This is a genomic window from Chitinophagaceae bacterium (assembly GCA_016717285.1).
In the GTDB taxonomy this organism is placed as follows: Bacteria; Bacteroidota; Bacteroidia; order Chitinophagales; family UBA10324; genus JACCZZ01.
Genome location: JADKFU010000005.1, coordinates 204,548 through 227,500 on the forward strand (window position 1 = coordinate 204,548; position 22,953 = coordinate 227,500).

The 22,953-nt window shown below is 39.2% G+C and carries 27 protein-coding genes (1 of these 27 running past the window's edge); 16 read left to right on the top strand and 11 right to left on the bottom strand.

Annotation, left to right across the window (positions count from 1 at the left end; genetic code table 11):
* Positions 1 to 37 precede the first annotated feature (37 nt).
* Entirely contained in the window at positions 38 to 265 is a 228-nt protein-coding gene (locus IPO83_10790) for a hypothetical protein (protein MBK9731753.1), read from the bottom strand.
* Between the two features lie 541 nt (positions 266 to 806).
* Here IPO83_10790 and IPO83_10795 point away from each other — a divergent pair.
* From IPO83_10795 to IPO83_10810, 4 genes are all read left to right on the top strand, one after another.
* Positions 807 to 2,177, top strand: coding sequence for a T9SS type A sorting domain-containing protein (locus tag IPO83_10795; GenBank protein MBK9731754.1), 1,371 nt, complete (start codon positions 807 to 809; stop codon positions 2,175 to 2,177).
* Positions 2,178 to 2,431: 254 nt separating this feature from the next.
* Positions 2,432 to 3,439, top strand: coding sequence for an aspartate-semialdehyde dehydrogenase (locus IPO83_10800; protein ID MBK9731755.1), 1,008 nt, complete (start codon positions 2,432 to 2,434; stop codon positions 3,437 to 3,439).
* A gap of 50 nt (positions 3,440 to 3,489) precedes the next feature.
* Entirely contained in the window at positions 3,490 to 5,001 is a 1,512-nt protein-coding gene (locus tag IPO83_10805) for a serine hydrolase (GenBank protein ID MBK9731756.1), read from the top strand.
* 31 nt (positions 5,002 to 5,032) lie between these two features.
* Positions 5,033 to 5,278: a cytochrome b5 gene (locus IPO83_10810; protein MBK9731757.1), complete on the top strand. Its 246-nt coding sequence runs from the start codon at positions 5,033 to 5,035 to the stop codon at positions 5,276 to 5,278.
* A gap of 170 nt (positions 5,279 to 5,448) precedes the next feature.
* Here the strand turns inward: IPO83_10810 and IPO83_10815 are convergent, their stop codons facing one another.
* Positions 5,449 to 6,429 (bottom strand): sugar kinase, encoded by a 981-nt coding sequence (locus tag IPO83_10815; GenBank protein MBK9731758.1) that lies wholly within the window; start codon positions 6,427 to 6,429, stop codon positions 5,449 to 5,451.
* Between the two features lie 174 nt (positions 6,430 to 6,603).
* Here IPO83_10815 and IPO83_10820 point away from each other — a divergent pair, with 174 nt between their 5' ends.
* On the top strand, positions 6,604 to 7,449 hold the full coding sequence (locus IPO83_10820) for a hypothetical protein (GenBank protein MBK9731759.1): 846 nt from the start codon (positions 6,604 to 6,606) through the stop codon (positions 7,447 to 7,449).
* Between the two features lie 5 nt (positions 7,450 to 7,454).
* On the opposite strand, the gene IPO83_10825 is transcribed toward IPO83_10820, so the two are convergent.
* The 3 genes from IPO83_10825 to IPO83_10835 form a co-directional block, all read right to left on the bottom strand.
* Positions 7,455 to 7,730 (bottom strand): hypothetical protein, encoded by a 276-nt coding sequence (locus tag IPO83_10825; GenBank protein ID MBK9731760.1) that lies wholly within the window; start codon positions 7,728 to 7,730, stop codon positions 7,455 to 7,457.
* 16 nt (positions 7,731 to 7,746) lie between these two features.
* Positions 7,747 to 8,082 (bottom strand): hypothetical protein, encoded by a 336-nt coding sequence (locus IPO83_10830; protein ID MBK9731761.1) that lies wholly within the window; start codon positions 8,080 to 8,082, stop codon positions 7,747 to 7,749.
* A gap of 65 nt (positions 8,083 to 8,147) precedes the next feature.
* Positions 8,148 to 8,384, bottom strand: a complete 237-nt coding sequence (locus IPO83_10835; protein MBK9731762.1) for a YtxH domain-containing protein — start codon at positions 8,382 to 8,384, stop codon at positions 8,148 to 8,150.
* A gap of 296 nt (positions 8,385 to 8,680) precedes the next feature.
* Here IPO83_10835 and IPO83_10840 point away from each other — a divergent pair, with 296 nt between their 5' ends.
* From IPO83_10840 to IPO83_10870, 7 genes are all read left to right on the top strand, one after another.
* A complete protein-coding gene (locus IPO83_10840) occupies positions 8,681 to 8,983 on the top strand; it encodes a hypothetical protein (GenBank protein MBK9731763.1) in 303 nt (100 codons plus the stop codon).
* A 45-nt stretch (positions 8,984 to 9,028) separates the two neighbouring features.
* Positions 9,029 to 9,370, top strand: a complete 342-nt coding sequence (locus tag IPO83_10845; protein ID MBK9731764.1) for a hypothetical protein — start codon at positions 9,029 to 9,031, stop codon at positions 9,368 to 9,370.
* A 179-nt stretch (positions 9,371 to 9,549) separates the two neighbouring features.
* The gene (locus tag IPO83_10850; GenBank protein MBK9731765.1) at positions 9,550 to 9,828 is read left to right on the top strand and encodes a hypothetical protein; all 279 of its coding nucleotides are present in this window, start codon (positions 9,550 to 9,552) and stop codon (positions 9,826 to 9,828) included.
* A gap of 134 nt (positions 9,829 to 9,962) precedes the next feature.
* Positions 9,963 to 11,153 (top strand): CHASE3 domain-containing protein, encoded by a 1,191-nt coding sequence (locus IPO83_10855; protein MBK9731766.1) that lies wholly within the window; start codon positions 9,963 to 9,965, stop codon positions 11,151 to 11,153.
* Positions 11,146 to 11,811 carry a hypothetical protein gene (locus IPO83_10860; protein MBK9731767.1) on the top strand — a complete coding sequence of 222 codons (666 nt, stop codon included), beginning with the start codon at positions 11,146 to 11,148 and terminating at the stop codon, positions 11,809 to 11,811. The genes IPO83_10855 and IPO83_10860 overlap by 8 nt, the downstream gene beginning before the upstream one ends.
* Positions 11,771 to 12,223 carry a response regulator gene (locus tag IPO83_10865; GenBank protein ID MBK9731768.1) on the top strand — a complete coding sequence of 151 codons (453 nt, stop codon included), beginning with the start codon at positions 11,771 to 11,773 and terminating at the stop codon, positions 12,221 to 12,223. Before IPO83_10860 ends, IPO83_10865 begins: the two co-directional genes overlap by 41 nt.
* A gap of 12 nt (positions 12,224 to 12,235) precedes the next feature.
* Positions 12,236 to 13,369, top strand: a complete 1,134-nt coding sequence (locus tag IPO83_10870; GenBank protein MBK9731769.1) for a response regulator — start codon at positions 12,236 to 12,238, stop codon at positions 13,367 to 13,369.
* 136 nt (positions 13,370 to 13,505) lie between these two features.
* On the opposite strand, the gene IPO83_10875 is transcribed toward IPO83_10870, so the two are convergent.
* The 4 genes from IPO83_10875 to IPO83_10890 all read right to left on the bottom strand — a co-directional run bounded on the left by IPO83_10875 (position 13,506) and on the right by IPO83_10890 (position 16,063).
* Positions 13,506 to 13,694: a CsbD family protein gene (locus IPO83_10875; GenBank protein ID MBK9731770.1), complete on the bottom strand. Its 189-nt coding sequence runs from the start codon at positions 13,692 to 13,694 to the stop codon at positions 13,506 to 13,508.
* A gap of 31 nt (positions 13,695 to 13,725) precedes the next feature.
* Positions 13,726 to 13,881, bottom strand: a complete 156-nt coding sequence (locus IPO83_10880) for a lmo0937 family membrane protein (GenBank protein ID MBK9731771.1) — start codon at positions 13,879 to 13,881, stop codon at positions 13,726 to 13,728.
* A gap of 198 nt (positions 13,882 to 14,079) precedes the next feature.
* Positions 14,080 to 14,436 carry a response regulator gene (locus IPO83_10885; GenBank protein ID MBK9731772.1) on the bottom strand — a complete coding sequence of 119 codons (357 nt, stop codon included), beginning with the start codon at positions 14,434 to 14,436 and terminating at the stop codon, positions 14,080 to 14,082.
* A gap of 223 nt (positions 14,437 to 14,659) precedes the next feature.
* Entirely contained in the window at positions 14,660 to 16,063 is a 1,404-nt protein-coding gene (locus tag IPO83_10890) for a sigma-54-dependent Fis family transcriptional regulator (GenBank protein ID MBK9731773.1), read from the bottom strand.
* Positions 16,064 to 16,330: 267 nt separating this feature from the next.
* On the opposite strand from IPO83_10890, the gene IPO83_10895 reads away from it, so the two are divergent.
* Genes IPO83_10895 through IPO83_10910 form a run of 4 tightly spaced genes read left to right on the top strand, consistent with a single transcriptional unit; the run spans position 16,331 to position 19,587 of the window.
* Positions 16,331 to 16,807: a PA2169 family four-helix-bundle protein gene (locus IPO83_10895; protein ID MBK9731774.1), complete on the top strand. Its 477-nt coding sequence runs from the start codon at positions 16,331 to 16,333 to the stop codon at positions 16,805 to 16,807.
* 11 nt (positions 16,808 to 16,818) lie between these two features.
* Positions 16,819 to 17,688, top strand: a complete 870-nt coding sequence (locus IPO83_10900; GenBank protein ID MBK9731775.1) for an SDR family oxidoreductase — start codon at positions 16,819 to 16,821, stop codon at positions 17,686 to 17,688.
* 13 nt (positions 17,689 to 17,701) lie between these two features.
* Positions 17,702 to 18,799, top strand: a complete 1,098-nt coding sequence (locus IPO83_10905) for a DNA topoisomerase IB (protein ID MBK9731776.1) — start codon at positions 17,702 to 17,704, stop codon at positions 18,797 to 18,799.
* 11 nt (positions 18,800 to 18,810) lie between these two features.
* Entirely contained in the window at positions 18,811 to 19,587 is a 777-nt protein-coding gene (locus IPO83_10910; GenBank protein MBK9731777.1) for a Ku protein, read from the top strand.
* An 88-nt stretch (positions 19,588 to 19,675) separates the two neighbouring features.
* Here IPO83_10910 and IPO83_10915 read toward each other — a convergent pair whose 3' ends face one another.
* Positions 19,676 to 22,249 (bottom strand): PAS domain-containing protein, encoded by a 2,574-nt coding sequence (locus tag IPO83_10915; protein ID MBK9731778.1) that lies wholly within the window; start codon positions 22,247 to 22,249, stop codon positions 19,676 to 19,678.
* A gap of 347 nt (positions 22,250 to 22,596) precedes the next feature.
* Positions 22,597 to 22,953, bottom strand: partial view of a response regulator gene (locus IPO83_10920; protein ID MBK9731779.1) — the 3' portion only. Its footprint extends 111 nt past the window's final position; the window shows 357 of its 468 coding nt (coding positions 112–468); its start codon lies off the right edge, out of view — the gene reads right to left on this strand; its stop codon occupies positions 22,597 to 22,599.

Below are 22,953 nucleotides of genomic sequence, written 5' to 3' on the forward strand. Positions count from 1 at the left end.
GAAGGATCTTTAATATTGTAGTTTAATTAAATTTTGTTCACAACCCTTCCTTCGTAAAATGCGGTCCCATCACTTCAATCAGGAAGATGATGATCAGCAGCATTCCAAGGAAAAAGAAAGCTATGCCAATTATACTTTTATCCAGTTCAATTCCGGAGAAATAGATAGAACGTTTGCTTAAGAAAGTCCTGCCCGTGAAAGTGAGGATGCCGAATATCAAAACTAAAATGCCGGCCAACAGAATGATGAGGTAGAATAGATTCATATTTTTAGATGCAGACTGTAAACCTAAGCAGAAACATTTTCTTCCTATCACTAAAAATAAAAGTATTTCGTTTGGCAGAATGCCGGTCTGCACACTAAATAATGATGTGCGAATGACTTTAATTCAATGTGCATATTATTTTGTTTAATCCGGGCAATTTTCTCCTGTTCCAGTTATGATACCAACCTCAGTACGAGGGTAAATTTTTAACCATCCACAGCATAAATCTGAATATTTAGAAGTTGCCCTCCTCGCTGTTTTTGGCTTCATTTTATTTAAAAAAACATTGGTTTAATATTCAAATTAATGCTGTCCAGCATTTGTCTGGCAGGTATTTTAGGAAGCATATGCAGGTTATCATACCGTTAAAAAATAATTTTCACCCGGCTAAATTCTTAAACAGGAATTATTTCACAACAAAAATTTCATTTGATACCAAAGTTTATGCAGTCTGGTATTTGTCTGGCAGGTTTATTAGGATTAAGGTGATGAGTGGACATACATTCAACAAATTTTTTTCACACCACTAAACCCTTACATCATGAAGCACATCACAACAAAAATTTCCGTTTGTATTTGCTGTCTGGTCCTATCTGCCAGTATTGCTTTCGCAGCCGATCCAACTACATCAGCACCCGCGCCAACTCAACAGGCAGCCGATGTCATTTCTCTTTTCAGCAATGCCTATTCTAACGTACCCATAGATACGTGGTCTGCAGTTTGGGATGCAGCAGACGTTAGTGATTATGTGATTGGAACAAGCGATTCAGTAAAAAAATACAGTAACCTCAGCTTTTGTGGTATTGAGTTTACCACCAATACCATTAATGCTAACAGCATGACGCGTTTTCATGTTAATATGTGGACGCCGGATGCAACCTTCTTTAAAATTAAGCTGGTTGATTTTGGTGCCGATGGATTATTTGGTGGCGGTGATGATTCAGAGCATGAACTGACCTACAATACCACCACTTCGCCTGCTGTAGTAGTAAATAGCTGGATAACTTTTGACATACCGCTTTCCAGTTTTACGGGCCTTACCTCCAAGCAGCACCTTGCACAACTGCTGTTTGTTTCGGCAGGGAATACTGCTTTTATTGACAATGTCTATCTCTATAATGGCGCAATTGCACCTACTTCACCTAGTGTATCTGCACCCACTCCTACGGAACTTCCTTCAAAAGTTGTTTCACTATTCAGCAATGCTTACAGTAATGTACCTGTTGATACCTGGTCTGCGGTTTGGGATCTGGCCAATCTAAGTAGCTATGTAATCGGCTCCAGTGATTCGATAAAAAAATACACCAATCTTGTTTTTAGCGGTACTGAATTCACTACTCAAACAGTTGATGCCAGCAATTTGACATATTTCCATCTTGACATTTGGACGCCGGATGCTTCGACCTTCAACATTAAACTCGTGGATTTTGGAGCAGATGGTTTATTCGGTGGCGGAGATGATTCCGAGCATGAGTTAGCATACAATGCAACAACTTCGCCTGCGGTGGTCACCAATGCCTGGGTAAGTTTTGACATACCACTTGCTAATTTTACCAATTTGACTTCCAGGGGCCACCTTGCGCAATTGCTGTTCGTTTCAGGAGGCAATACTGTTTTTGTTGACAATGTTTATTTCTTCAAAGGAAAACCTGCAGGTTCAACGCATGAAGTATCAGATTATCAGATTGTACCCAATCCTGCGATTGATTGGATGAATGTTCATCAACTATCAGGTGGTGGCGGGCTTCGTGAAATGCAGCAGGTAACGATCTATGATCTGTACGGAAGGTTATGGTATAACGCGCCTGTAGTTTCAGGCAATATCAATGTGGCTGCATTGCCGCATGGAATTTACCGGCTTGGTTTTAATTCTGAAAATGTGAAATACGATCTGCCGTTTATCAAACAATAAAGGACAACTAATATTCGATGGAAATGGAAAGGGCGACTTTAGATGTCGCCCTTTCCATTACGCCGTATTTATTTTAAAGGCAATATAAACTTCGGAAGAAGGATTGCAATTTGCCGGTCAGCAGTTTAACAAAATCAAGAGGTCGAAGCAGTATCATCACTCAGCATCACGATAGTCTTAAAAAGGGCATCATATGAATTGACGCATGCTGCAATTACAGCATTGTGTATTTTTACGCCTCAAATAAAATATTCATGAAAGTAGCAGTCGTAGGTGCCACAGGATTAGTGGGTACAACCATGCTAAAAATATTGGAAGAACGTAATTTCCCGGTAGGAGCATTACTGGCAGTAGCGTCTGAAAAATCCGCAGGAAAGGAAATTTTATTCAACAATAAAAGCTATAGCGTAATTGGCTTGGAAGAAGCCGTGAAGCAAGAACCTGATATCGCCATCTTTTCAGCAGGTGCTGCTGTTTCGCGTGAGTGGGCACCAAAATTTGCAGCGGCAGGAACTACTGTAATTGATAATTCCTCCTGCTGGAGAATGGATCCGTTGGTGCCGTTGATTGTTCCGGAAATTAATGCCGGCATTCTGACGGAAAATGATAAGATCATTGCGAACCCGAATTGTTCGACCATTCAAATGGTAATGGTATTGAATCCGCTGCATCTGAAATATAAGATCAAACGCATTGTTGTTTCCACCTATCAATCAGTAAGTGGAACTGGAGTAAAAGCGGTGGATCAACTCATGAGTGAACGCAAAGGTGAAACTGCATTAATGGCGTATCCACATCCTATTGATCTGAATTGCCTTCCGCATATCGATTCATTTCTTGAAAACGGATACACGAAGGAAGAAATGAAAATGGTGAATGAAACAAGGAAGATTATGCGTGAGGAGAGTATACAGGTTTCACCAACTACTGTACGCGTGCCGGTAAAAGGCGGTCATTCAGAAAGTGTGAATGTGGAATTTGAAAATGACTTTGAGCTGAAGGACATTTATCAGCTTCTGAATCATACAGCGGGCGTAGTGGTGCAGGATGATCCCTTCAATAATATTTATCCGATGCCAATATACGCTGAAGGAAAAGATGAAGTGTTTGTTGGACGTATTCGTCGTGATACATCTCAACCGAATACGCTGAACTGCTGGATCGTTTCTGATAACCTTCGCAAAGGAGCAGCGACTAATGCTGTTCAGATTGCAGAATATTTATTGATGAAGAAGTTGATTAATGCGAATGTGCTTCATTAAGCAACCGTCATTTTTGAAATTAATTTTGTTCACTTCACTGGAATTCTTTCATGCTGAAAATTTATACTATCGTTTGTATTGTGTTAAGCTTATTATTGGATGCTAAACAATCAACTGCTCAATCATTGGATACCCAACTTGCGCAAATTGTAAGTGATTATCAGTTGATGGGTATGTCGGTAGTGGAAGTGTGCGACGGACAAATTAATTTTTCAAAAGGATACGGACTTGCTGACTTTGATGATGACATTGCTATTACTGACAATACTTTATACAGGGTTGCTTCTATTTCTAAATCAATAACGGCTACTGCTTTGATGATACTGTATGATCAGGGCCTTTTTGGTTTGGATGATGACATCAATACTTATCTTGGTTATTCCATCCGTAACTGGCATTATCCGAATGATCCAATCACCTTTCGTATGTTGCTGTCGCATACTTCCACCATTGTTGATGGAAGCAAGTATGATAATTTTCTCAGTGCAACATATGCTCAGAATCCGCCGCCTTCCATCAATACCTATTTTGTTTCAGGCGGAAGTTATTATACGAGTAACATTTTTCTCAACAAAAAACCGGGCACCTATTTCACTTATAGCAATTCCAATTTCGGACTGATCGGGACATTGATCGAAAAAATAAGTGGTGTGCGTTTCGATATTTTCTGCAAACAAAATATATTCGATCCATTGGAAATGACAGCGAGTTTCAACATTCAGGATTTGCCGGATATTTCAAACGTTGCAGTGTTGTATCGTTTTGTTGGAAATAGCTGGGTGCCACAAGCGGATAATTACAACGGTACCCTGCCACCACCATTGAATCTCAGTCAGTATGTAATCGGAAGCAATGGATTCATCTTTGGTCCGCAAGGCGGGCTTCGCGTAAGTGCAAATGACCTTGCTAAATTTATGCTGATGCATGCATACAATGGAACATACAATAATGTAACGATTCTCCTAAGTTCCACTACTCAATTAATGCATGCGATTCAATGGCAGTACAATGGCACCAATGGAAATGATTATTATGGATTATTTAAAGCGTGGGGATTAGGCATTCATGTTACAACGAGTACTGCCAACAGTGATATTGTTTTTCCTGATCAGTATATGGCAGGTCATCCTGGTGAAGCTTATGGATTAATCAGTGATATGTATTTTGATACACTAAAGAATGGAGTGATATTTATTACAAACGGAAGCAAATTCTCCTACGTTATCGGTGCATCTTCTTCATTTTATACAGTGGAAAAGGAGGTATTCGATGCCGTTTACAATGATCTTCAAAACTGCGCAGTGGCAGAAGACCCCAGGCACTTTTCAGATTTTCAAATTTTTCCCAACCCTGCCATTGACTGGCTGAATGTGCACTCTTCCATAGTTGGCGGATTACGTGCCATCGCGACAGTTACCATCTATGATCTCTATGGTAAATTATGGTTTTCCGCTCCCGTAATTTCAGGAAGTATTAATGTTGCTGCTTTGCCACCTGGAATTTACCGGCTCGGATTTAATGCGGAAAATCATTGTTACCAGCTCCCGTTTATCAGGCAATAAATAATATTGATTTTAAACTCATCTAACGCTATTGCTCAATCAATCTGAACTGCCTGAATTTACCCGTTCACAACTCGCGCTCCGCAATGGACAGGATAAGCCGCAAATATGGGTTGCCTATAATGGATTCATTTACGACCTGACGGATAGCCGGCTCTGGCGCAACGGACATCATTACGAACACTGGGCAGGGCAGGATCTCACGGAAGAATTAAGAGATGCACCGCATACTGATCAGGTATTTGAAGGATTCGAACGGATCGGAAAACTCGTCTAAGGGTTGGAAGGGTTTAAAGGGTTTAGGAGTTTGAAGGGTTTAGTTCGTTTAGGAGTTTAGGTTGTTTAGATTGTATAGTTAGATACTGGATAAACCCTATAAACAGTTCAAACAATTTAAACATTTCAAACTCTTCAACCTTCAGACATTTCAAGCCCTTTAAACTCTTTTTACTCGACCAGCGAAATGTCGAACTGAACCAGATCCACGAAGTCCTGTACGCGTTCTTCTATGTCGTCTTCAGTAATACTGATCAACCGTTCGGTGCCGAATTTTTCCACACAGAAAGATGCCATAGTGGAACCATAAATAATGGCACGTTTCATATTTTCATAGGAGATGTCGTTCGTTTGTGCAAGGTAACCGATAAATCCTCCTGCAAAAGCATCACCCGCGCCGGTCGGGTCAAATACTTCTTCCAATGGTAAAGCAGGAGCGAAGAATACATTGTTTTCATGAAAGAGAAGTGCACCATGCTCTCCTTTTTTTATGATGAGGTATTTTGGTCCGCGTTCCAGAATTTTCTTTGCCGCTTTTACCAATGAATATTCGCCTGAAAGTTCGCGGGCCTCCGCATCGTTGATCGTCAATACATCAATCATGGTCAACACTTCAGCCAATTCTTTCGGTGTATGTTCCATCCAGAAATTCATAGTGTCAAGCACAATGAGCTTAGGACGGCGACGCAGTCTGTTGATTACAGTAATTTGAATGGTTGGGGTAAGATTACCTAGCATGAGAAACTCACAGTCCTGGTAACTTTCAGGTACCAACGGATCAAAAGTCGCGAGCACGTTCAGGTCGGTTACCAATGTATCACGGGTATTCATGTCGAGATGATAAGATCCTTTCCAGAAAAAAGATTTTTCATTTTCCTTCACCTGCAGACCTTCAGTTTTTACACCGCGCGCATTCATGAGCAGGATCTGTTCTTTGGGGAAATCTCCGCCCACTACAGAAATCAGGTTGATGTTTTTGTCGAAGTAAGATGCGGCCAACGAAATATAAGTAGCTGCTCCGCCGATGATACGTTCCGATTTTCCGAAAGGAGTTTCAATGGAATCAAAAGCCACCGTACCTACCACTACCAATGAAGAAGATTTTGGAATCTGCGGTTGAAATGTTTTTTGAATGGAATCCAATATTGACATAAAATGATTTATTTAGATTTTGAAGGCAACTGGTTCAGTTTCAATTTTTGCCTTTATGCGCGGCGAAGTTCATAAAATTTTCACATACCGCAGATGATTATTTACGCCTCATGATGAAAACGATATACACTGCGATATGACTTTCGTAATTTGTCCGGTAAATCAGAAGCATTCATGGTTCAATTAATCGTTGATTCAGGTTCAACAAAAGCAGATTGGCGGTTGATGAATGATGGTGTGATCTCCGCGTTTACCACCCGTGGCCTGAACCCTTATTTTTTGGGCAAGGAAGAGCTCGAAGAAGTCATCAGGCTAGAGGTGCTTCCGTTAATATCTCCTACAGTAATCAACCGCATTTTCTTTTACGGAGCAGGCTGTGGTGCTGAAATTCGAAAACAGCAGGTTCAACACGCCCTCCGTGTTTTTTTTCCTCAAACCACGCTTTTTATCGGCACAGACTTACTGGGTGCAGCAAAAGCCTTGTTAAAAAATGATGGTGGTTTTGTTATTATACTAGGGACAGGCACCAACAGTGGTCTTTATGATGGAAAAGAAATCATTCAAAATATTGATTCACTGGGCTATTTATTAGGTGACGAAGGAAGTGGTGCTGCCATCGGTAAAAAAATTTTGCGTGAATATTTGCGAAAACTTCTTCCGGAAACATTGCAAAAAGCATTTTCAATTTATTCTCCGCTTAACAGAGAAGAAGTGCTTCATCAATTGTACAAGCAACCTTACCCAAACCGTTTCCTTGCTTCACTGGTACCGTTTGCAGCAATACATGTTTCAAACCCTGCCATTCAGGAGTTGATAAAAGAATCTTTCAGAGATTTTTTCAGGAATATTATTACTCACTATCAGGATTATGCGCGATATCCATTTTGTTGTACAGGTTCCGTTGCTTTTGTTTTCCGTGAACTCTTACAAACTGTTGCTGCTGAATATGGAGTAAAAATCCATAAGATTCTCCAATCACCAATTGATGAGATGGTCGGTTATCACCTTTTCCAATCATAATTCATTTATTCAACTGACTTTGCGCGGGCTCTATTTTTAAATACTTTTTTCAAAAGGAAAGCGCCGCCCATCTGCAGCAGGCTGGCCGGCAGGCTTTTCCCGGAAAATGCAGACTGAACAATAGATGAATTGACTACAGATCTTTTCAGCACGTTTACGGGCTTGATATAATTTATCAGGCTGCCGACATGGTCTTTTATCAACTCTTCTTTTTCGACACGTCTGAATTCCAGTTCGCGGATTTTCCTCTTGAGTTCAATAGCAGTCTTAATTTTTTCCATTGCAGTTTGTTATGATTTAATCTTCGTCAAAAATTTCTTTTACAATCAGGTCATTCATCGGCTGACGAATCCATTTATTACGGAAACTGTAAATAATTACTCCCAGGAAAAGATAAATACCGGCCATGATGAGAAATCCGATAAACCATTTTCCAAACAAAGTGCTGATCCATAAGGAGAGGCCGATGGTTAACACCAGTATAAAGAAAAAAGCCAACATAAAAATGATCATGTAAGTAATCAGCGAAGAAGCAACTATTGAGCTTTTATTACTAAAAATCAATTGCCCTATACGTATCCGCAGCGCAATGTATTCTTTCAATTCATGCAATAATTCTTCTGTCTTATTCATCAGTAAACATTATAAGGCTGGTTGGAAAAAAAGAATCCGTTCGCGGGTGCAGCGAACGGACATGCTTATTGGTTTTCGACTTGAGCTGAAAGGTTATCAAATGATTCCCTGGCCGTAGCACCCAGTTCAGAAATCTTATCAATACCGCCTTTAACGGTAGACTTAAGCTGATCACTCAAACCTGATGCTTTCTCTGAGATGCGCTGGCGTACGACAGTACCTTTCTCAGGCGCGAAGAGCATTCCGATCACCATACCTGCTCCAAGTCCTGACAATGCGGCAACAAATACTTTAGAATTCATGATTAAAATTTTTAGGGTTTATAATAATTTAACAATTCTCTATTTCTAAAATTCCTGCCAGTTTTTAAAAACCGGAAGAACCCACCATAAGCGAATGCATTAATTACAGGAGGTTATTCACAGTGATTATTTCTGTAGAGTAATCTTCCCGCATTGGGTAAAAAAGCCACTTACAAATGGATTATAATCAAGTATGTTTTTGGTAAAGAATAGGACAGTTGAAAATAAAAAGAGGGAATGCGTTGTGGCACGACTTTTTACAATGCAGAATCATTCTTCACTAAAAAATAATTCATATGAAAAATGATAATAATGGCAACGGCATAAACCAAACACCATCTGATAATCGTAATGTGCCTACAGAAATAGAATCTCCGTTACCAAAGCCTGAGCGGAAAGAAGAAGACAATGATTTTACTAAGAAGGGAGATAAGAATGATCCGATGAAAAAGGAAAAAATTGACCAGCCTGCACATGCTCCTATAAAAGAAGATCATGATGAAAGCGATGATAATTATGTTCAGGAGCCAATCGCTGAAGACACTGAAACAGGAGATCAGCCAGGTTCCGAAGACAATTCCTATAAAAATGAAGGATGAAGCAAGACTGTGTAAATTTTTTGATGATAATAAATTTGACTATGCATGGATAACGAAAAAGCAGAAATGAAATCAATGATTTCTTGCATTAATAATCTTGTAAAGGAAGGATTCACAGAAAACTTTATGGTGAAGGAAAATAAGCTCCAGGCACTGAACGCTGAAAGATCCTATGAACCGCAAGAAATAAAGGTGGTAAATTTTTATCGCTTTGAGGGAGAAAGTGATCCTGATTCCAATTCTATTTTATATGCGATTGAAACCAGCGAAGGAATCAAAGGAACGCTTGCAGATGCGTATGGAGCATATGCTGACGAAGAGGTTCAGAAGTTTATGTCGGAGGTTAATGAAATAGAGAAAAAAACAACCGTAAGTAAAAATTCTTAATGCATAAATTATCCCAACGGCTGGGAGGCTAATATTATCGAGGGTTGGGATTTTCAAAATGCTCTAAAAGAAATGAATTACCGGAAACAATGAAAGATGGACGGTAGGTTTCCTCTCATAAAACTGTTAAATGAAAGCGTTTAAGAAAAATGTTATCTGACAAATGCGAAAAGGAGCCAATGAGTGAAGTTAAAGAATTTGAATGGTTAGGACAGCAGGATACGGATCTGGAAATACTCTATGAAGTATATCATGATGCATTGCTTCTCGTGATCTGGAAAATTTTTCCTGACTGGAAAGTCGCGGAAGAAATACTAAAGGATGTATTTTGCCGCTTAAGAAAAGCCAGTCATATATTTCCCGTAGATGAAGAACAACTGTATTGCTTGCTTGCAAGAATTTGCAGAAATGCCACTTTGAAAAATATCCCTTTTCTTTTTAACAACTCTCACTATTGAGATTAACGAGGTGCTGATTGGCTTGATATAGCTGTTTTAAACTTTGTCCTACAAAAGGACTCCATTAACAATTCGCATTTTTTCTTTTGCCATTCACCGTTCATTTGAATTAAATTCGCTTTCATTTAAAAGCTATGACCGGCGTAAGGCAGTATCCTCCAGATAAAAAATTGCTGATTCCAGGTGAGAGTGATCTCTTCCGAAGGATGATCTTTATTTTTTCCATTGTTTTTACATTGGTGATGGCAATCATTTATCTTTCTCTGAACAGTATCTCACATTTGCAAAAGAATGTGGAAGAAGTAATTCATACGCAACAGGTCATCTCGGGATTTGATGGCCTGATGTCGATAATTACCGAGGCAGAAACAAATCAACGTGGATTTATCCTGACAGGAGATTCTTCTTTCCTCGTAGTATACAATAAAGCTGCTCCTGAAATTTATCATAGAATGCAAGCCTTGAATGGTCTTGTTTCTGACAATGTGAAACAATTAAAACGACTATCGACTCTTGATTCTCTGATTGTGAAACGGCGTGGCCTTTTAAAAACTAATCTTGATGCGTCCAGGATGACAATTAATGGCATTTTAGAAGGAAAACTAGTAATGCAAGCCATCACCAGCAAAATAGAGGAATCAAAACAGAATGAATTGGAGTTGATGCAGATTCGTAAGTCGGAATTGGAAAAATCCCGCAAACAGACAAGGACCACCATCACCATTTTTTCTTTTATGGCACTGGCACTGGTAGTAGTTCCACTACTATTTACGTTGCTGGAATTGCGTAAAAGGCTTGTGTTGCAACAGTTGCTCGACAGTGTTTTTAATTCGTCTTTAAATGCTATTCAATCATTTGCAGCTGTTCGTGATGAAAATGGAAAAATCGTTGACTTCCGGTTTATTCAAGCGAATGATGCTGCATTGACAATGCTTAAAAAACCGGATACTGCCGTTATTGAAAAGTTTTATAGCGAGGTTTATAAAGGCAAACCTTTCGACGAGTTATTTCAACAATACAAAACAGTCGTAAACACAGGCGTTCCCTTCGAAGGAGAATACGAAAGTGAAAGCATGGGTAATTCGCGGTGGTTTCATGGAACCGCTGTGAAACTAAGAGATGGATTTACACTCACTTTGCAAGACATCACCCAGTCTAAGAAATCAGCTATTGAACTGGAAAATTTCCTCAAGGCACTTCAACGTTCTAACTCAGAACTGGAACAATTCGCCTATGTTGCTTCTCACGATCTGCAGGAGCCATTGCGTAAAATTCTCACGTTCATCGATCGCCTGCAAATAAAGGAAGAGGCAAACCTTGAGTGAAGACGGTCGCAATTACCTGTACCGTATTAATAATGCTGCGCAACGGATGCGTCTGCTGATCAGCGACCTGCTTAGCTTTTCCCGGATGTCCACTATCCAGTTTGAGAACAAGCCTGTTAATCTCAATCAACTGATCAGTGAAATATTAAATGACCTGGAAGTTTTAATACAGCAGCAATCCGCAGTTGTTTCGTGTGCAAAATTACCTATGATCGAAGGGATGAAAGTTCAGCTTCAGCAATTGTTTCAGAACCTGATTGCAAATTCGTTGAAGTTTGTAGTGAAAGGCAGGCCACCCATTATTACCATTGAATGTGAAATGCTTTCAAATTCCGGAGTTGTGTCCCAAAATGTTAAAAATGAACCCACTCATTGTCGTATAATATTACGCGACAATGGAATTGGATTTGATGAAAAATACCAGGATAAAATATTCCAGATCTTTCAGCGCTTACATGGTAAAAGTGAATATGAAGGCACCGGTATAGGACTTGCGCTCTGTAAAAAAATTGTAGAAAACCATAAAGGCACAATCGTTGCCAATGGAGTATCCGGAGAAGGTGCAACCTTCATTATTACATTACCATTAAAACAAAATTCTAATCAGAATGAACCTAATGAAAAAGTTGAAGAGATCAGAACCTATTCTTATAGCTGAAGACGATGAAGAGGATCAGGAGATTATCAGGGAAGCTTTTGAGGAATGCAATGTGCCCAATGATCTTATTTTTGTAAAGGACGGAGAAGAGCTTATGGATTACCTGCTTAACAAAAAAGCAGGAGTAGGAATGCAACGTTATATTGAGCCCGGAATCATCCTGCTGGATTTAAACATGCCCCGCAAAGATGGCAGGCAGGCACTGTCAGAAATTAAAAATAATGTTGAACTCCGGAAAATTCCGGTAATAATTCTTACAACTTCCAAGGAAGAGGAAGATGTGATAAAGACTTATGAGCTTGGTGTAAACAGTTTTGTTATTAAACCAGTAACCTACAAAGCGCTTGTTGATGTAATGAAGGCGATCGGTAATTATTGGTTTGAAGTGGTAGAACTCCCGCGCTCAACTTAAATTTTTTTGCCCATGAAAAATTTGATTCGCGTATTGCAGGTTGATGATGATGTGGAAGATTTTCTGATCATTCAGGATTTACTCAGCGACATTGAAACGCAGTCTTATTCCATTGAGTGGTCGCCTGGTTATGACGATGCCCTCAAAAAAATTGAGGAGAATATTTATGACATCCTGCTCATTGATTTTATGCTTGGTACATCTACCGGTATTGAACTTCTGAAAGAAGTCCGAAAGAAAAATCCAAATATACCTGTCATCATTTTTACGGGTCAGGGAGATGAACGGGTTGACCTTGAAGCGATGAATGCAGGTGCATCTGACTACCTGGTTAAGGGACAGATTGATTCCAACATCCTGGAACGCAGCATGCGATACTCCATAAAACAAGCGCAAACCCAGGAAAAATTACTGGGGCACGAGCAGAATTTACGCATGGCTGAAAAGTTTGCGCTCACCGGAAGGATGGCCCAGGTGATTGCTCATGAAATCAGGAATCCACTTACCAATGTAAAGCTCGCTCTTCAGCAATTGCAGGATGAACTGACCAATCCTTCAGAGTCAATATTAACCCTGATAGAAATGATTGATCGCAATTGCAACCGAATCAACCAGCTTATTATTAACCTGCTCAACTCCACCAAGTCTGAGAAGTTGAATTATGAAGATCTGTCGATCAATGCATTAATTGACGAAACACTTGAGCTTGCGCACGACCGGTTAGAGCTTAAGAAAATTAAGATCGAAAAGAAATATTCCGACGACATATGTGATGTGTATGTAGACCGTGAACAGGTGAAAATTGCACTACTCAATATCATTATTAATGCAATTGAAGCTGTGGAAGAAGAACGGGGTAAGCTTATTTTTACTACCGAAGGTAAAGGCGATAAATGTGTGGTGACGATATCAGATAACGGTAAAGGAATGGCTCCCGATGAATTAGATAAAATTTTTGAAGCTTATTATACGGGAAAATCAAAAGGAATAGGTTTAGGGCTTACGACTACTCAGAGCATAATACTTAGCCACAAAGGAAATATTAAAGTGGAGAGCCGGGTAAATAGTGGAACTACATTCATCATCACCTTTGATTTCAGCCCTCATAAATGGAAGCCGGAACCGGTATTTTCTTTTCAAAAATAATTTCAGGTTGATAATACAAGCCATGTTAAATTACCAGGATTGTATAAAAGAAAACAGCCGATAGCTTTTCAGAACTACCGGCTGTAACCACCCCTTTCAGTAAATTAGTTTACCAAACCCATATCTGGCCAATTTACTAAAGAGTACCTTCAAAGAGTTTTTGTATATCCTCTTTTGTTTTTCCTAATTTCTTCTGTAGCTTACCATACAACTCGTCTTCTTTCCCCTCCTCATACAGCAGATCATCATCGGTGAGATCAGCATATTGTTGCTTTAATTTTCCTTTTATTTCGTTCCAGTTTCCTTTCATGATTTCAGATTTCATAAGCTGATTATTTTTTTATTTTTTTAAAAAATCAGATAGGATTATTACCCCTGATGACCCGCACAAGAATTGCAACCACCGCAATTACCAATAAAACATGTATGATGGACCCTGCTGAATAGACAAAAAATCCCAATGCCCATCCAATAATAAGTATCACGGCAATAATGTAAAGAAGGTTGTTCATGTTATTTTATTTTAGAAAAATGCTAACAATGCAGATACACTTATCAAAACCCTGCCAATTCTGATTTTCATTTATTTTTATTCAAACGCGGGGGAAATATTAATTGAAGGGCCAATTTTATTAGAAAAATACAAAGTTGAGTAAAATGGAGGGGAGATTATTCTACGAAATGGGAAATAAAATTCTGATACACAATATCTACACTTTAGAAGTAAGCAGATCCGTTACGGAATTCTTGGTGAACGGCTTAGACAAAAAACTATGCGCACCTATGTTTAACGCGGTACTCTTATACTCATCAAAAGCACTGATGATTACCACTTTCATCGCCGGATATTGAAAAGAAAATTTACTGAGTAAGTCGAGCCCATTTCCATCCGGTAAGGTGATATCAAGGAAGGTCAGATACGGTTTTATCTTAGCAGCCATCTGAATAGCATCAGAGATATTATGTACAAATACAGGCGTCAGGTTGCTTCTTTTAATAATGGCAGCCAGCAGGATACAAATTTCCTCTTCATCGTCTACAATCAGCACGTTAGTATTGTCCTTCATACTATATTTTTATGCGGTTTCATTTTATCGTTTTATCCAAATCAACTTATCATGTAATTTGATTGCAAGATCGCATCCAATAACGGGTAACTTATAGTATATCTTTATTAACAAGTGTTCTTCTCTTTAAATTAAGGAATTGTAAGGTTTAGGAAACAAGTCCCGCTGGTTTATTTTGATAGGTTGTGGTATTCTTTCCCATAGTGAGGAATTAATGAAACTCTTATTCTTCAAGATGGCGCATTTTATTATACAAAGTTTTTCTGTCAATGTTCAAAATTTTTGCTGCCTTGGTCTTATTGTAATTAACCTGTTTCAATACCCTCCTGATTGCTTCCATCTCTGCTTCAGCGGCGGCGGTTTTGAGATCTGTTTCGAGCGGTTTACTGCTTGCATTTTCAGAACCATTAACTGGATCAGGAACGAGGTGATGGTTGGCAAGTTCCATTGGTAAAGCTGATGTTTTCACGTCTCCTTTATCAGTAAGCAAAGCCGCCCGGCGGATAATATTTCGCAACTCTCTTAAATTCCCCGGCCAGCTATAATTCAGGAAAAGTGTTATCACTTCAGGAGAAAAGCCAGTGATTTTTTTATTCAATTCATTATTCGAAATATCAAGAAAATACAAGGCAAAATTCATGATGTCATCCTTTCGCATTCTCAAAGGAGGAACATAAATACTGAATTCATTAAACCTATGATACAAGTCTTCCCGGAATCTTCCCTTCTTATAAGCGTCCTGTAAATTTTCATTGGACGCAACAATTATTCGAACGTCTACATCAATGTCTTTAATTCCACCTACACGTTTGAATTTACGTTCCTGAATTACGCGTAGCAGTGATACCTGCACATCATACGGAAGGTTGGCCACTTCATCCAGCAGCAACGTTCCTTTGTGTGCGATCTCAAAGTGGCCTGTCTTCGTAGCCACAGCTCCTGTAAACGCGCCCTTCTCGTGACCGAATAATTCACTCCCTGCAAGTTCTTTGGTAAGAGTTCCGCAATCCATTGCGATAAAAGGATAATCTTTTCTTTCACTCAATGAGTGGATTGTTTTAGCAACCACTTCTTTACCCGTACCACTTTCTCCATAGAGAATTACACTGTAATTGGTAGGCGCGATTACATGTATTTGCTTATATAATTCTTTTGATTCCGTGCTGCTGCCTTCAAAGAAATCTTCAGTAGTTTCCTGGCTTACGCGCCTGGCTTTTAATTCTTCCACCGCTACATTCGAAAATCCATTTATTTCTGAAGGTGAATTACTACTTGAAAGCGCTTTCTCAATAATGCTCAGCACCTCAGCAGGAATTAAAGGCTTGGTTACATAATCGTAAGCTCCTAATTTAACAACGTCCACAGCAATCCGGATATCGGAATAGCCTGTGACAATAATTACAGGTATCGATGGGTACAACGCTTTGATGGTTTTTAATACTTCACGGCCATCCGTATCTCCCAACCGGAAATCGCACAAAACAAGGTTGTATTTGTGTTCGCTAAGGAGTTGCAATCCTTTTGCACCACTGTGGATTACATCAGCACGGTAATTATTCTTGGATAGAAACCGTTGTAACAGCAAACACATATCCACGTCATCATCAATAATCAGAATAGCCTGCATAGTTTTAAAAAGTATTTTTTTTGTGGGTTGAAAACAGGTTAAGTTATTAAATTAAGTAGTGTTAACAAAGTAAGGAAGATGTTCTTCCCTGTAGCGTACTAGATTTCATGTGAGTAGTAACATACTCACTTGGGGAACCCGCTCAACAATTTTCACGCCTTTTTTTACCCTTCTATTTTTTTGGTCGCTGACTCTCATAGTAAAGTATCAAAATTCACATTTAAAAAGAAATGGTTTAGTTGTTGAAAATGAAGGGCAAAAAACAACATGGAAAACTCTTCTCAGAAAATTATCGACACCCTAAACGAACTGGTGCAAATCAACCACGATAGAAATGAGGGCTATAAAGTAGCCGCCAATGAAACGGTAGACAATCAACTCAAAGAACTTTTTTTAAAATATGCCATCCAAAGCAGTCAGTTCGCTGAAGTGCTGGCGCAGGAAATTCATTCTTTAGATGGTAAGCCTGTTGAAGGAACACGTCTGGATGGTAAAATATATCGCATTTGGATGGATGTGAAAGCGGCAATTGCCGGTAATGACAGGCAAGCTATTTTAAACTCCTGCGAATATGGAGAAGACGTTGCGCTGAGAACCTATGATGATGCTTTGACAGCGGATGTCATTCTGCCTGTCAATATCCGACAACTTATTTCAAAACAAAAGAGAGAATTGCAAGAGGCTCATTTATATGTAAAATCATTACGTGATTCCATGAGCACCTCTGAGCGTCCTATTTTTTAATTTCTTCCCAGATGCAAAAGTCGAATTCGAAGAAAACTTTGCGAAAACCTCAGCAACAGCAAAGACCAGGTTATGAATTCAAAATGCAACCTAAACCGGTATTTGAAAATAAGGGGATACCAAGTGTAGGTAAACTCAATAATAAAGTAGCGCTCATTACGGGCGGCGATAGTGGTATTGGCAGGGCAGTAGCTGTTTTATTTGCCAAAGAAGGTGCAGACATTTCAATCGTGTATTTAAATGAGAAAAGCGATGCAATTGAAACTAAAAGAATAATTGAAGTCGAGCACGGCAGACGTTGTATGTTAATCGCCACTGATATTTCCAAAGAACGTAATTGTAAATCAGCAGTACAAAAGACAGTAAAAGGATTTTTGAAAATTGATGTGCTTGTCAATAATGCAGGCATTCATTATGAAACAGAAAGACTTGAAGATCTGGAAACTGACCATTTAGTCCTCACTTTTTCAACCAATGTTTTTTCTATGTTTTGGATTACGAAGGAAGTATTGAAAAATATGCCTGCCGGGAGTTCGATCATAAATACAGCTTCGGTTACAGCTTACCGTGGGAGCCCCGGATTGATTGACTATGCGAGTACAAAGGGAGCAATTGTTTCTTTTACACGTAGTTTATCCTCCAATCTGGTATCGAGAAATATTCGCGTTAACGGTGTGGCCCCTGGACCGATATGGACACCTTTAATAGTTTCCAGTTTCAGCGCAAAGAAAAACGCGCAATTTGGAAGCGATGTTCCTATGAAAAGAGCGGGAGAACCTGCAGAGGTGGCGCCTTCGTATCTATTTCTGGCCTGCGAAGATTCTTCCTATATCACCGGACAGTTTTTGCATCCAAATGGTGGAGAAATTATTAACGGCTGACAAAACCAACGTGATGCTTGCTGCTACTAAAAATATAGAGGAATTGCCCCGGAAGATGATTCGACGAATCGGAAAAGACCCGATTAAAGCCGCCGAGACAATCAATCTGATTTATGTAACCGATACCACACCGGGAATTGCCAGGGAACGAAAGGGAAAAACATTTCACTATCGTGCCGGCGATGTGGAGATTGATGATCCGGTTCAATTGGATCGTATTAAAAAACTGGTAATTCCTCCCGCATGGGAAAATGTTTGGATTTGTAAGTCGGAAAAAGGGCACCTGCAGGTAACCGGTTATGATTTGCTCAAGAGAAAACAATACAGGTACCATCCATTGTGGAATCTTTTGCGAAATCAAACTAAATATTACAGGCTGCATGCCTTTGGCAAAGCCCTTCCGGCATTACGGCTACAAATGGAGAAAGACCTTTCATTGCCGGGTATTCCCCAGGAAAAAGTTTTGGCTGCAGTGGTGAGTCTGATGGAACGAACTACCATTCGTGTCGGCAGTTCTTCCTATGAAAAATTATATGGATCCTTTGGCTTATCTACTCTTAAGGACAGGCATGTGTCAATTGACGGAAGCCGGATAAGGTTTGCATTTAAAGGCAAGAAAGGTGTTCATCATAACATCAGTCTGAAAAATAAGAAACTCGCCGCAATTGTGAAAAAATGCAAAGAGGTTCCGGGAAAGGAATTGTTTCAATACATGGATGAATCCGGTGGTTATCACATAATTGATTCCGGAATGGTGAATGATTATATCCGCAAATATGCAGGAAGCGATTATACTTCTAAAGATTTAAGAACCTGGGCAGGCAGTTTGCAGGCCTTAATTGCGTTTAGGGAATTGGGGCCGGGTGAAAACGCGACGGAGACTAAGAAAAAGATTGTGGAAGCGCTCGATCAGGTTTCTTCCCACCTTGGAAATACAAGAACTGTTTGTAAAAAGTATTACGTGCATCCCATCATCATTTCACTTTATGAAAACAATAAACTGCAAAGCTACCTGCAGCAACTTGATAAAATTGAAACAGATGACGGCAAAAGTGGTCTGGCTGCTGAAGAAAAAGTGTTGATGAAGATTCTTGAAACATCCCTTGCATAAATCAATAAAAAATGAGACCTATTTGGACAGGTGCTATCGGATTCGGTTTGGTGAACATTCCGGTAAAGATGTATAGCGCTACTGCGGAAAGTAATCTGGATTTTGATATGCTTGACAAAAAAGATTTGTCAAATATCCGTTTCCAACGTGTTAATGAAAAAACCGGAAAGGAGGTCGCATGGGAAAACATTGTGAAAGGCTATAAGCTAAACAACAAGTATGTAATAATCACAGATAAGGATTTCGCAGCGGCCAGCGCCAAAAAGTCGAAGGTGATTGAGATATCGGATTTTTTGCTCGAAAAGGAGATCGACACCATTTATTATGATACGCCCTATTATCTCGAACCCGACAAAAATGGATTGCGCGCCTATGCGCTCCTGCGTGATGGGTTGATAAAAACAGGAAAAGTGGGTGTAGGCACTTACGTGCTTCGCAATAAAGAAACGTTGGCGATTCTTAAGCCTTACGAAGATATTATTGTGCTTAATAAAATTCGTTTTAGCCAGGAAGTACGTGACTATAGCGAATTGAATATTCCCGGAAAATCCAAGGTTGATTCCAAAGAACTAAAGATGGCTATTTCCCTCATCGATCAGTTATCTGGAAAGTTTGATCTCAAAAAGTATAAAGATGAATACACAGGCGAATTATTAAAAGTAATAAAGGCAAAATCGAAAGGTGCAAAGATTGTAACTCCTAAATTAACCGTAGCGCACCGCAATACGGATGATCTGATGTCTCAATTAAAAGCAAGTTTAAGTTCGCGCAAGAAAAAAGTTTCCTGAAAAGGGAGGACTAAACTTTCTCCTGCATACGGAGATGCGTAATCTGCTTCTGTCCAATTATGAAAATACGTCTGTGCAGGTGAGCTATTTATACCAATGGCAGATAGATGTGAAAAGTAGTCCCTTTGTTTATAGCACTGTCTGCCGTTATAATTCCATTGTGGTTCTCTACAATTTTTTTAACGATAGCAAGGCCGATGCCGGTCCCTTCATATTCCTGCCTGCTATGCAATCGTTTAAACACCTCAAAAATCAGTTCCTCATACTGTGTGTCAAATCCAATCCCGTTATCTGCAAATATCATGTGGTAGTATTTACCTGCCGGGTTAAGTTTTTTTTCGTTGAATTCTCTTCCCCATTTTGTTTCACTTTTTATGATGATATGGGGTGGTTTTTCAGGTAGCGTAAATTTGAGTGAGTTGCTGATAAGGTTATGCAGCAATTGTCGAAATTGGAAAGGGATTACTATTGCTTTGTGCAAAGGTTCCGATTCAATTACTGCATTTTTATCCCGTATCAACTCTTTAAAATCATCCTTTACATCATCAAGGAGCACCGTGATATCAATTTCCTCAAATTTTCGCGTATCGGTAGTAGTGCGTGAATAAGACAACAGATCTGTGATAAGGTTTTGCATGCGGGTGGTAGCCATCAGAATTCTTTTAAAGTAATCCTTTCCGGTTTCGGAAAGTGCTTGCTCTTCCTTCTCCAAAATTCTCGCAGAAAAAGTTTTGATCTTTCGAAGCGGTTCCTGCAAATCGTGACTTGAAACGTAGGCAAATGCACTTAACTCCTGGTTCATTTTTTCAAGGGTGCTGTTCTTACGCTCCAATTCTTCCGCATATTTTTTAGCCTGTTCATCGGCAATCCTTCTTTCCGTCAGGTCGCGGGTAACTTTTGAAAATCCAATTAATTTTTGTTCCTCATCATATAATGAAGTTAGGGAAATGCTCGCCCAAAAAATACTTTTATCTTTCTTCATCCGCCATCCTTCGTAAACAGCTTTTCCATCCTGAATGGCTTTAACAAGAATTTTTTCCGGAAGGTTTTTTGCCCGATCTTCTTCAGTGAAGAAAATGGAGAAATTCTTTCCGATTATTTCTTCTTCTTTATAACCCTTTATTCTTTCCGCGCCTTTATTCCAGTTTTTAATTTCACCTTCAGGACTGAGGAAAAAAATTGCATAGTTTTCCACTTCTCCAACCATAAGGTGATATTGATATTCGCTTCTTTTTAATTCATCCTGCGTATGTAAAAAGTCGGTGATGTCGTGCAGTATAACCATCACTGCATACGTTTCGCTATGTCTCGTTAAAGGAATCATATCAGCCGTATAAAATTCTTCGCTCGTGCCTGATTTAAATTTTTCTCGATGCACGGCTATGCCCTTGAATGCTTGCTGGATATCTTCATAAATAGGACTTTGTATAATTAGAGGATTAACCTCCGATATTGTGCTTCCTATCACATTTCCAAAGAGCGAATAGGCTTCCATTGCTTTCTTGTTTACGGATAAATAGCGGAGATCATGGTCCAATACAAAAATGATGTCGACTGATGAATTAATAAGTGTTTCAACGAAATCATTTCTGTCAGATAATTCTTCATTTTTTCTTTTTAGTTGTTCTGTCAGTTCCATGAGGGCAGTGATGTCATGCGCACTGATCATTATGCCCCATATATTATCGCCTTTTTTCAAGGGCACGTAAAAGGATTCGTAGTAACGGCCGGTGAACTTTGACAGGTATTGTTTATAGTGAACTATTTCTCCCTCCAAAGCTTTCATAACCGCCGGATATGCATCTGTTTGTTTAAAATTTGGGACAATTTCCTCCATATGTTTCCCCAACATATTCGCCCGGCTTTGGCCATATAGATTGAGTGCCCGGTCATTTAATGTAATCAATTTCATATCCTTATCGAAAACCTGAACAAATGCGACGGAAGCATTGAGAATGGTTTCTGCAAACGCTGTCCGTTCTTCAAGTTTATTATTTTGTTCCTGCAACTGCGTTTGCAAATATTTTGAATTGTTCAGCTCCTTTATAATTTTCCGGTAAGAAGACAACAGGATTAATATGGAAGCAATCATAAGCAGGATTGCAAAAAGAGGGGTAAGCTGAGACGTTTGACGGAAGATTTTGATTCTTTCATTCAGCAATATTTGTTGATCAACAGTCATTTGGTTAATGGAATTTTTGATGTAGTCCATTTTTTGAACGCCATCGAGCATATTCATTCTGAAACGAGGGTCGGTTCCAAGCGCCGTATACGATTCTAATACGATCTTCATCGAGGCCTTCTTCGCATCAATTTCTTCAATCAGCTTATGAAAATCATTTAATTGACTTTCGTCATTATTAATCAGGCTGTTAAGATCTTGTAGTTCTTTATCCAGCGTTGCAAAAGCAAGATCCCTTTTATCTAAAAGGATTGAATCGCCGCTGAGCAGGAAACCGCGTTGATTGGTTTCAGCATCGGTAATATATAGGGCAATTTTTTGAAGCGAAAGCGTAGCCTGATTGGTGCGATTCATCATTTTAGAGGCATTCACCAGGTTTTCAATTAGAATAAATGAATAAATGCAAAGTGCTAAAAGAGTCAGGGCTGTTCCAATAAATACTCTTCTTAAATTTAATAGTTCACGCAGCGATTTTTTCATCCAGAAATATTATTGAGATTCACAAATTGATAAGAATTTTTCGATTTTGAATAGGAAATCGCCAGTTGTTATCCTGCTTTTGGGTACTTAAGAACCTATTTTGAAATAGTTGGGATTGTATGCTATACATTCACCCTTTGAACTCTCTATGGATGCGCTGCTTTCATGGAGGAGTTTTAATAAAAATACTGTTTAAACATTCAAAAGATCTTCGTGATAGTATCCTGATATTTTTCTTACAAGAAAAATCTGTGAAACGGGTAGAAAGTTAAAAGGGGATTTATGGGTTGTGTCATCGGGCATCCAAGAAGCATGCCCGAGGAGACAGTAAAAAGACAGCAAGTATCTTACGGGATATTGTTCGTTTTCTTTAAAAGAAATTTTTCTCTTGTCGGGTGAATAAGAGATCCTTTCTCATATTGAGCAAATAATTCTTTAAAAATGGCTTTTTCATCTTCAAAAAAGTCGGACTTTAACACATACTTGTTAGCTCCATACGAGAAGGTTTCCTGAATATCCTTCTCATTAGAGGAAGTAGTAAACATTATTATTGGGACCTGTTCAAATTTGTGAATACTCCTGATTTCTTTCAAACATACCTTGCCATTTTTGCAGGGCATATTAATATCCAGAAAAATAAGATCAGGCGGAGGATTTTCAAAATGGCTCAGAAAGTTTATCAAATCCTGGCCGCTCATAAAAGT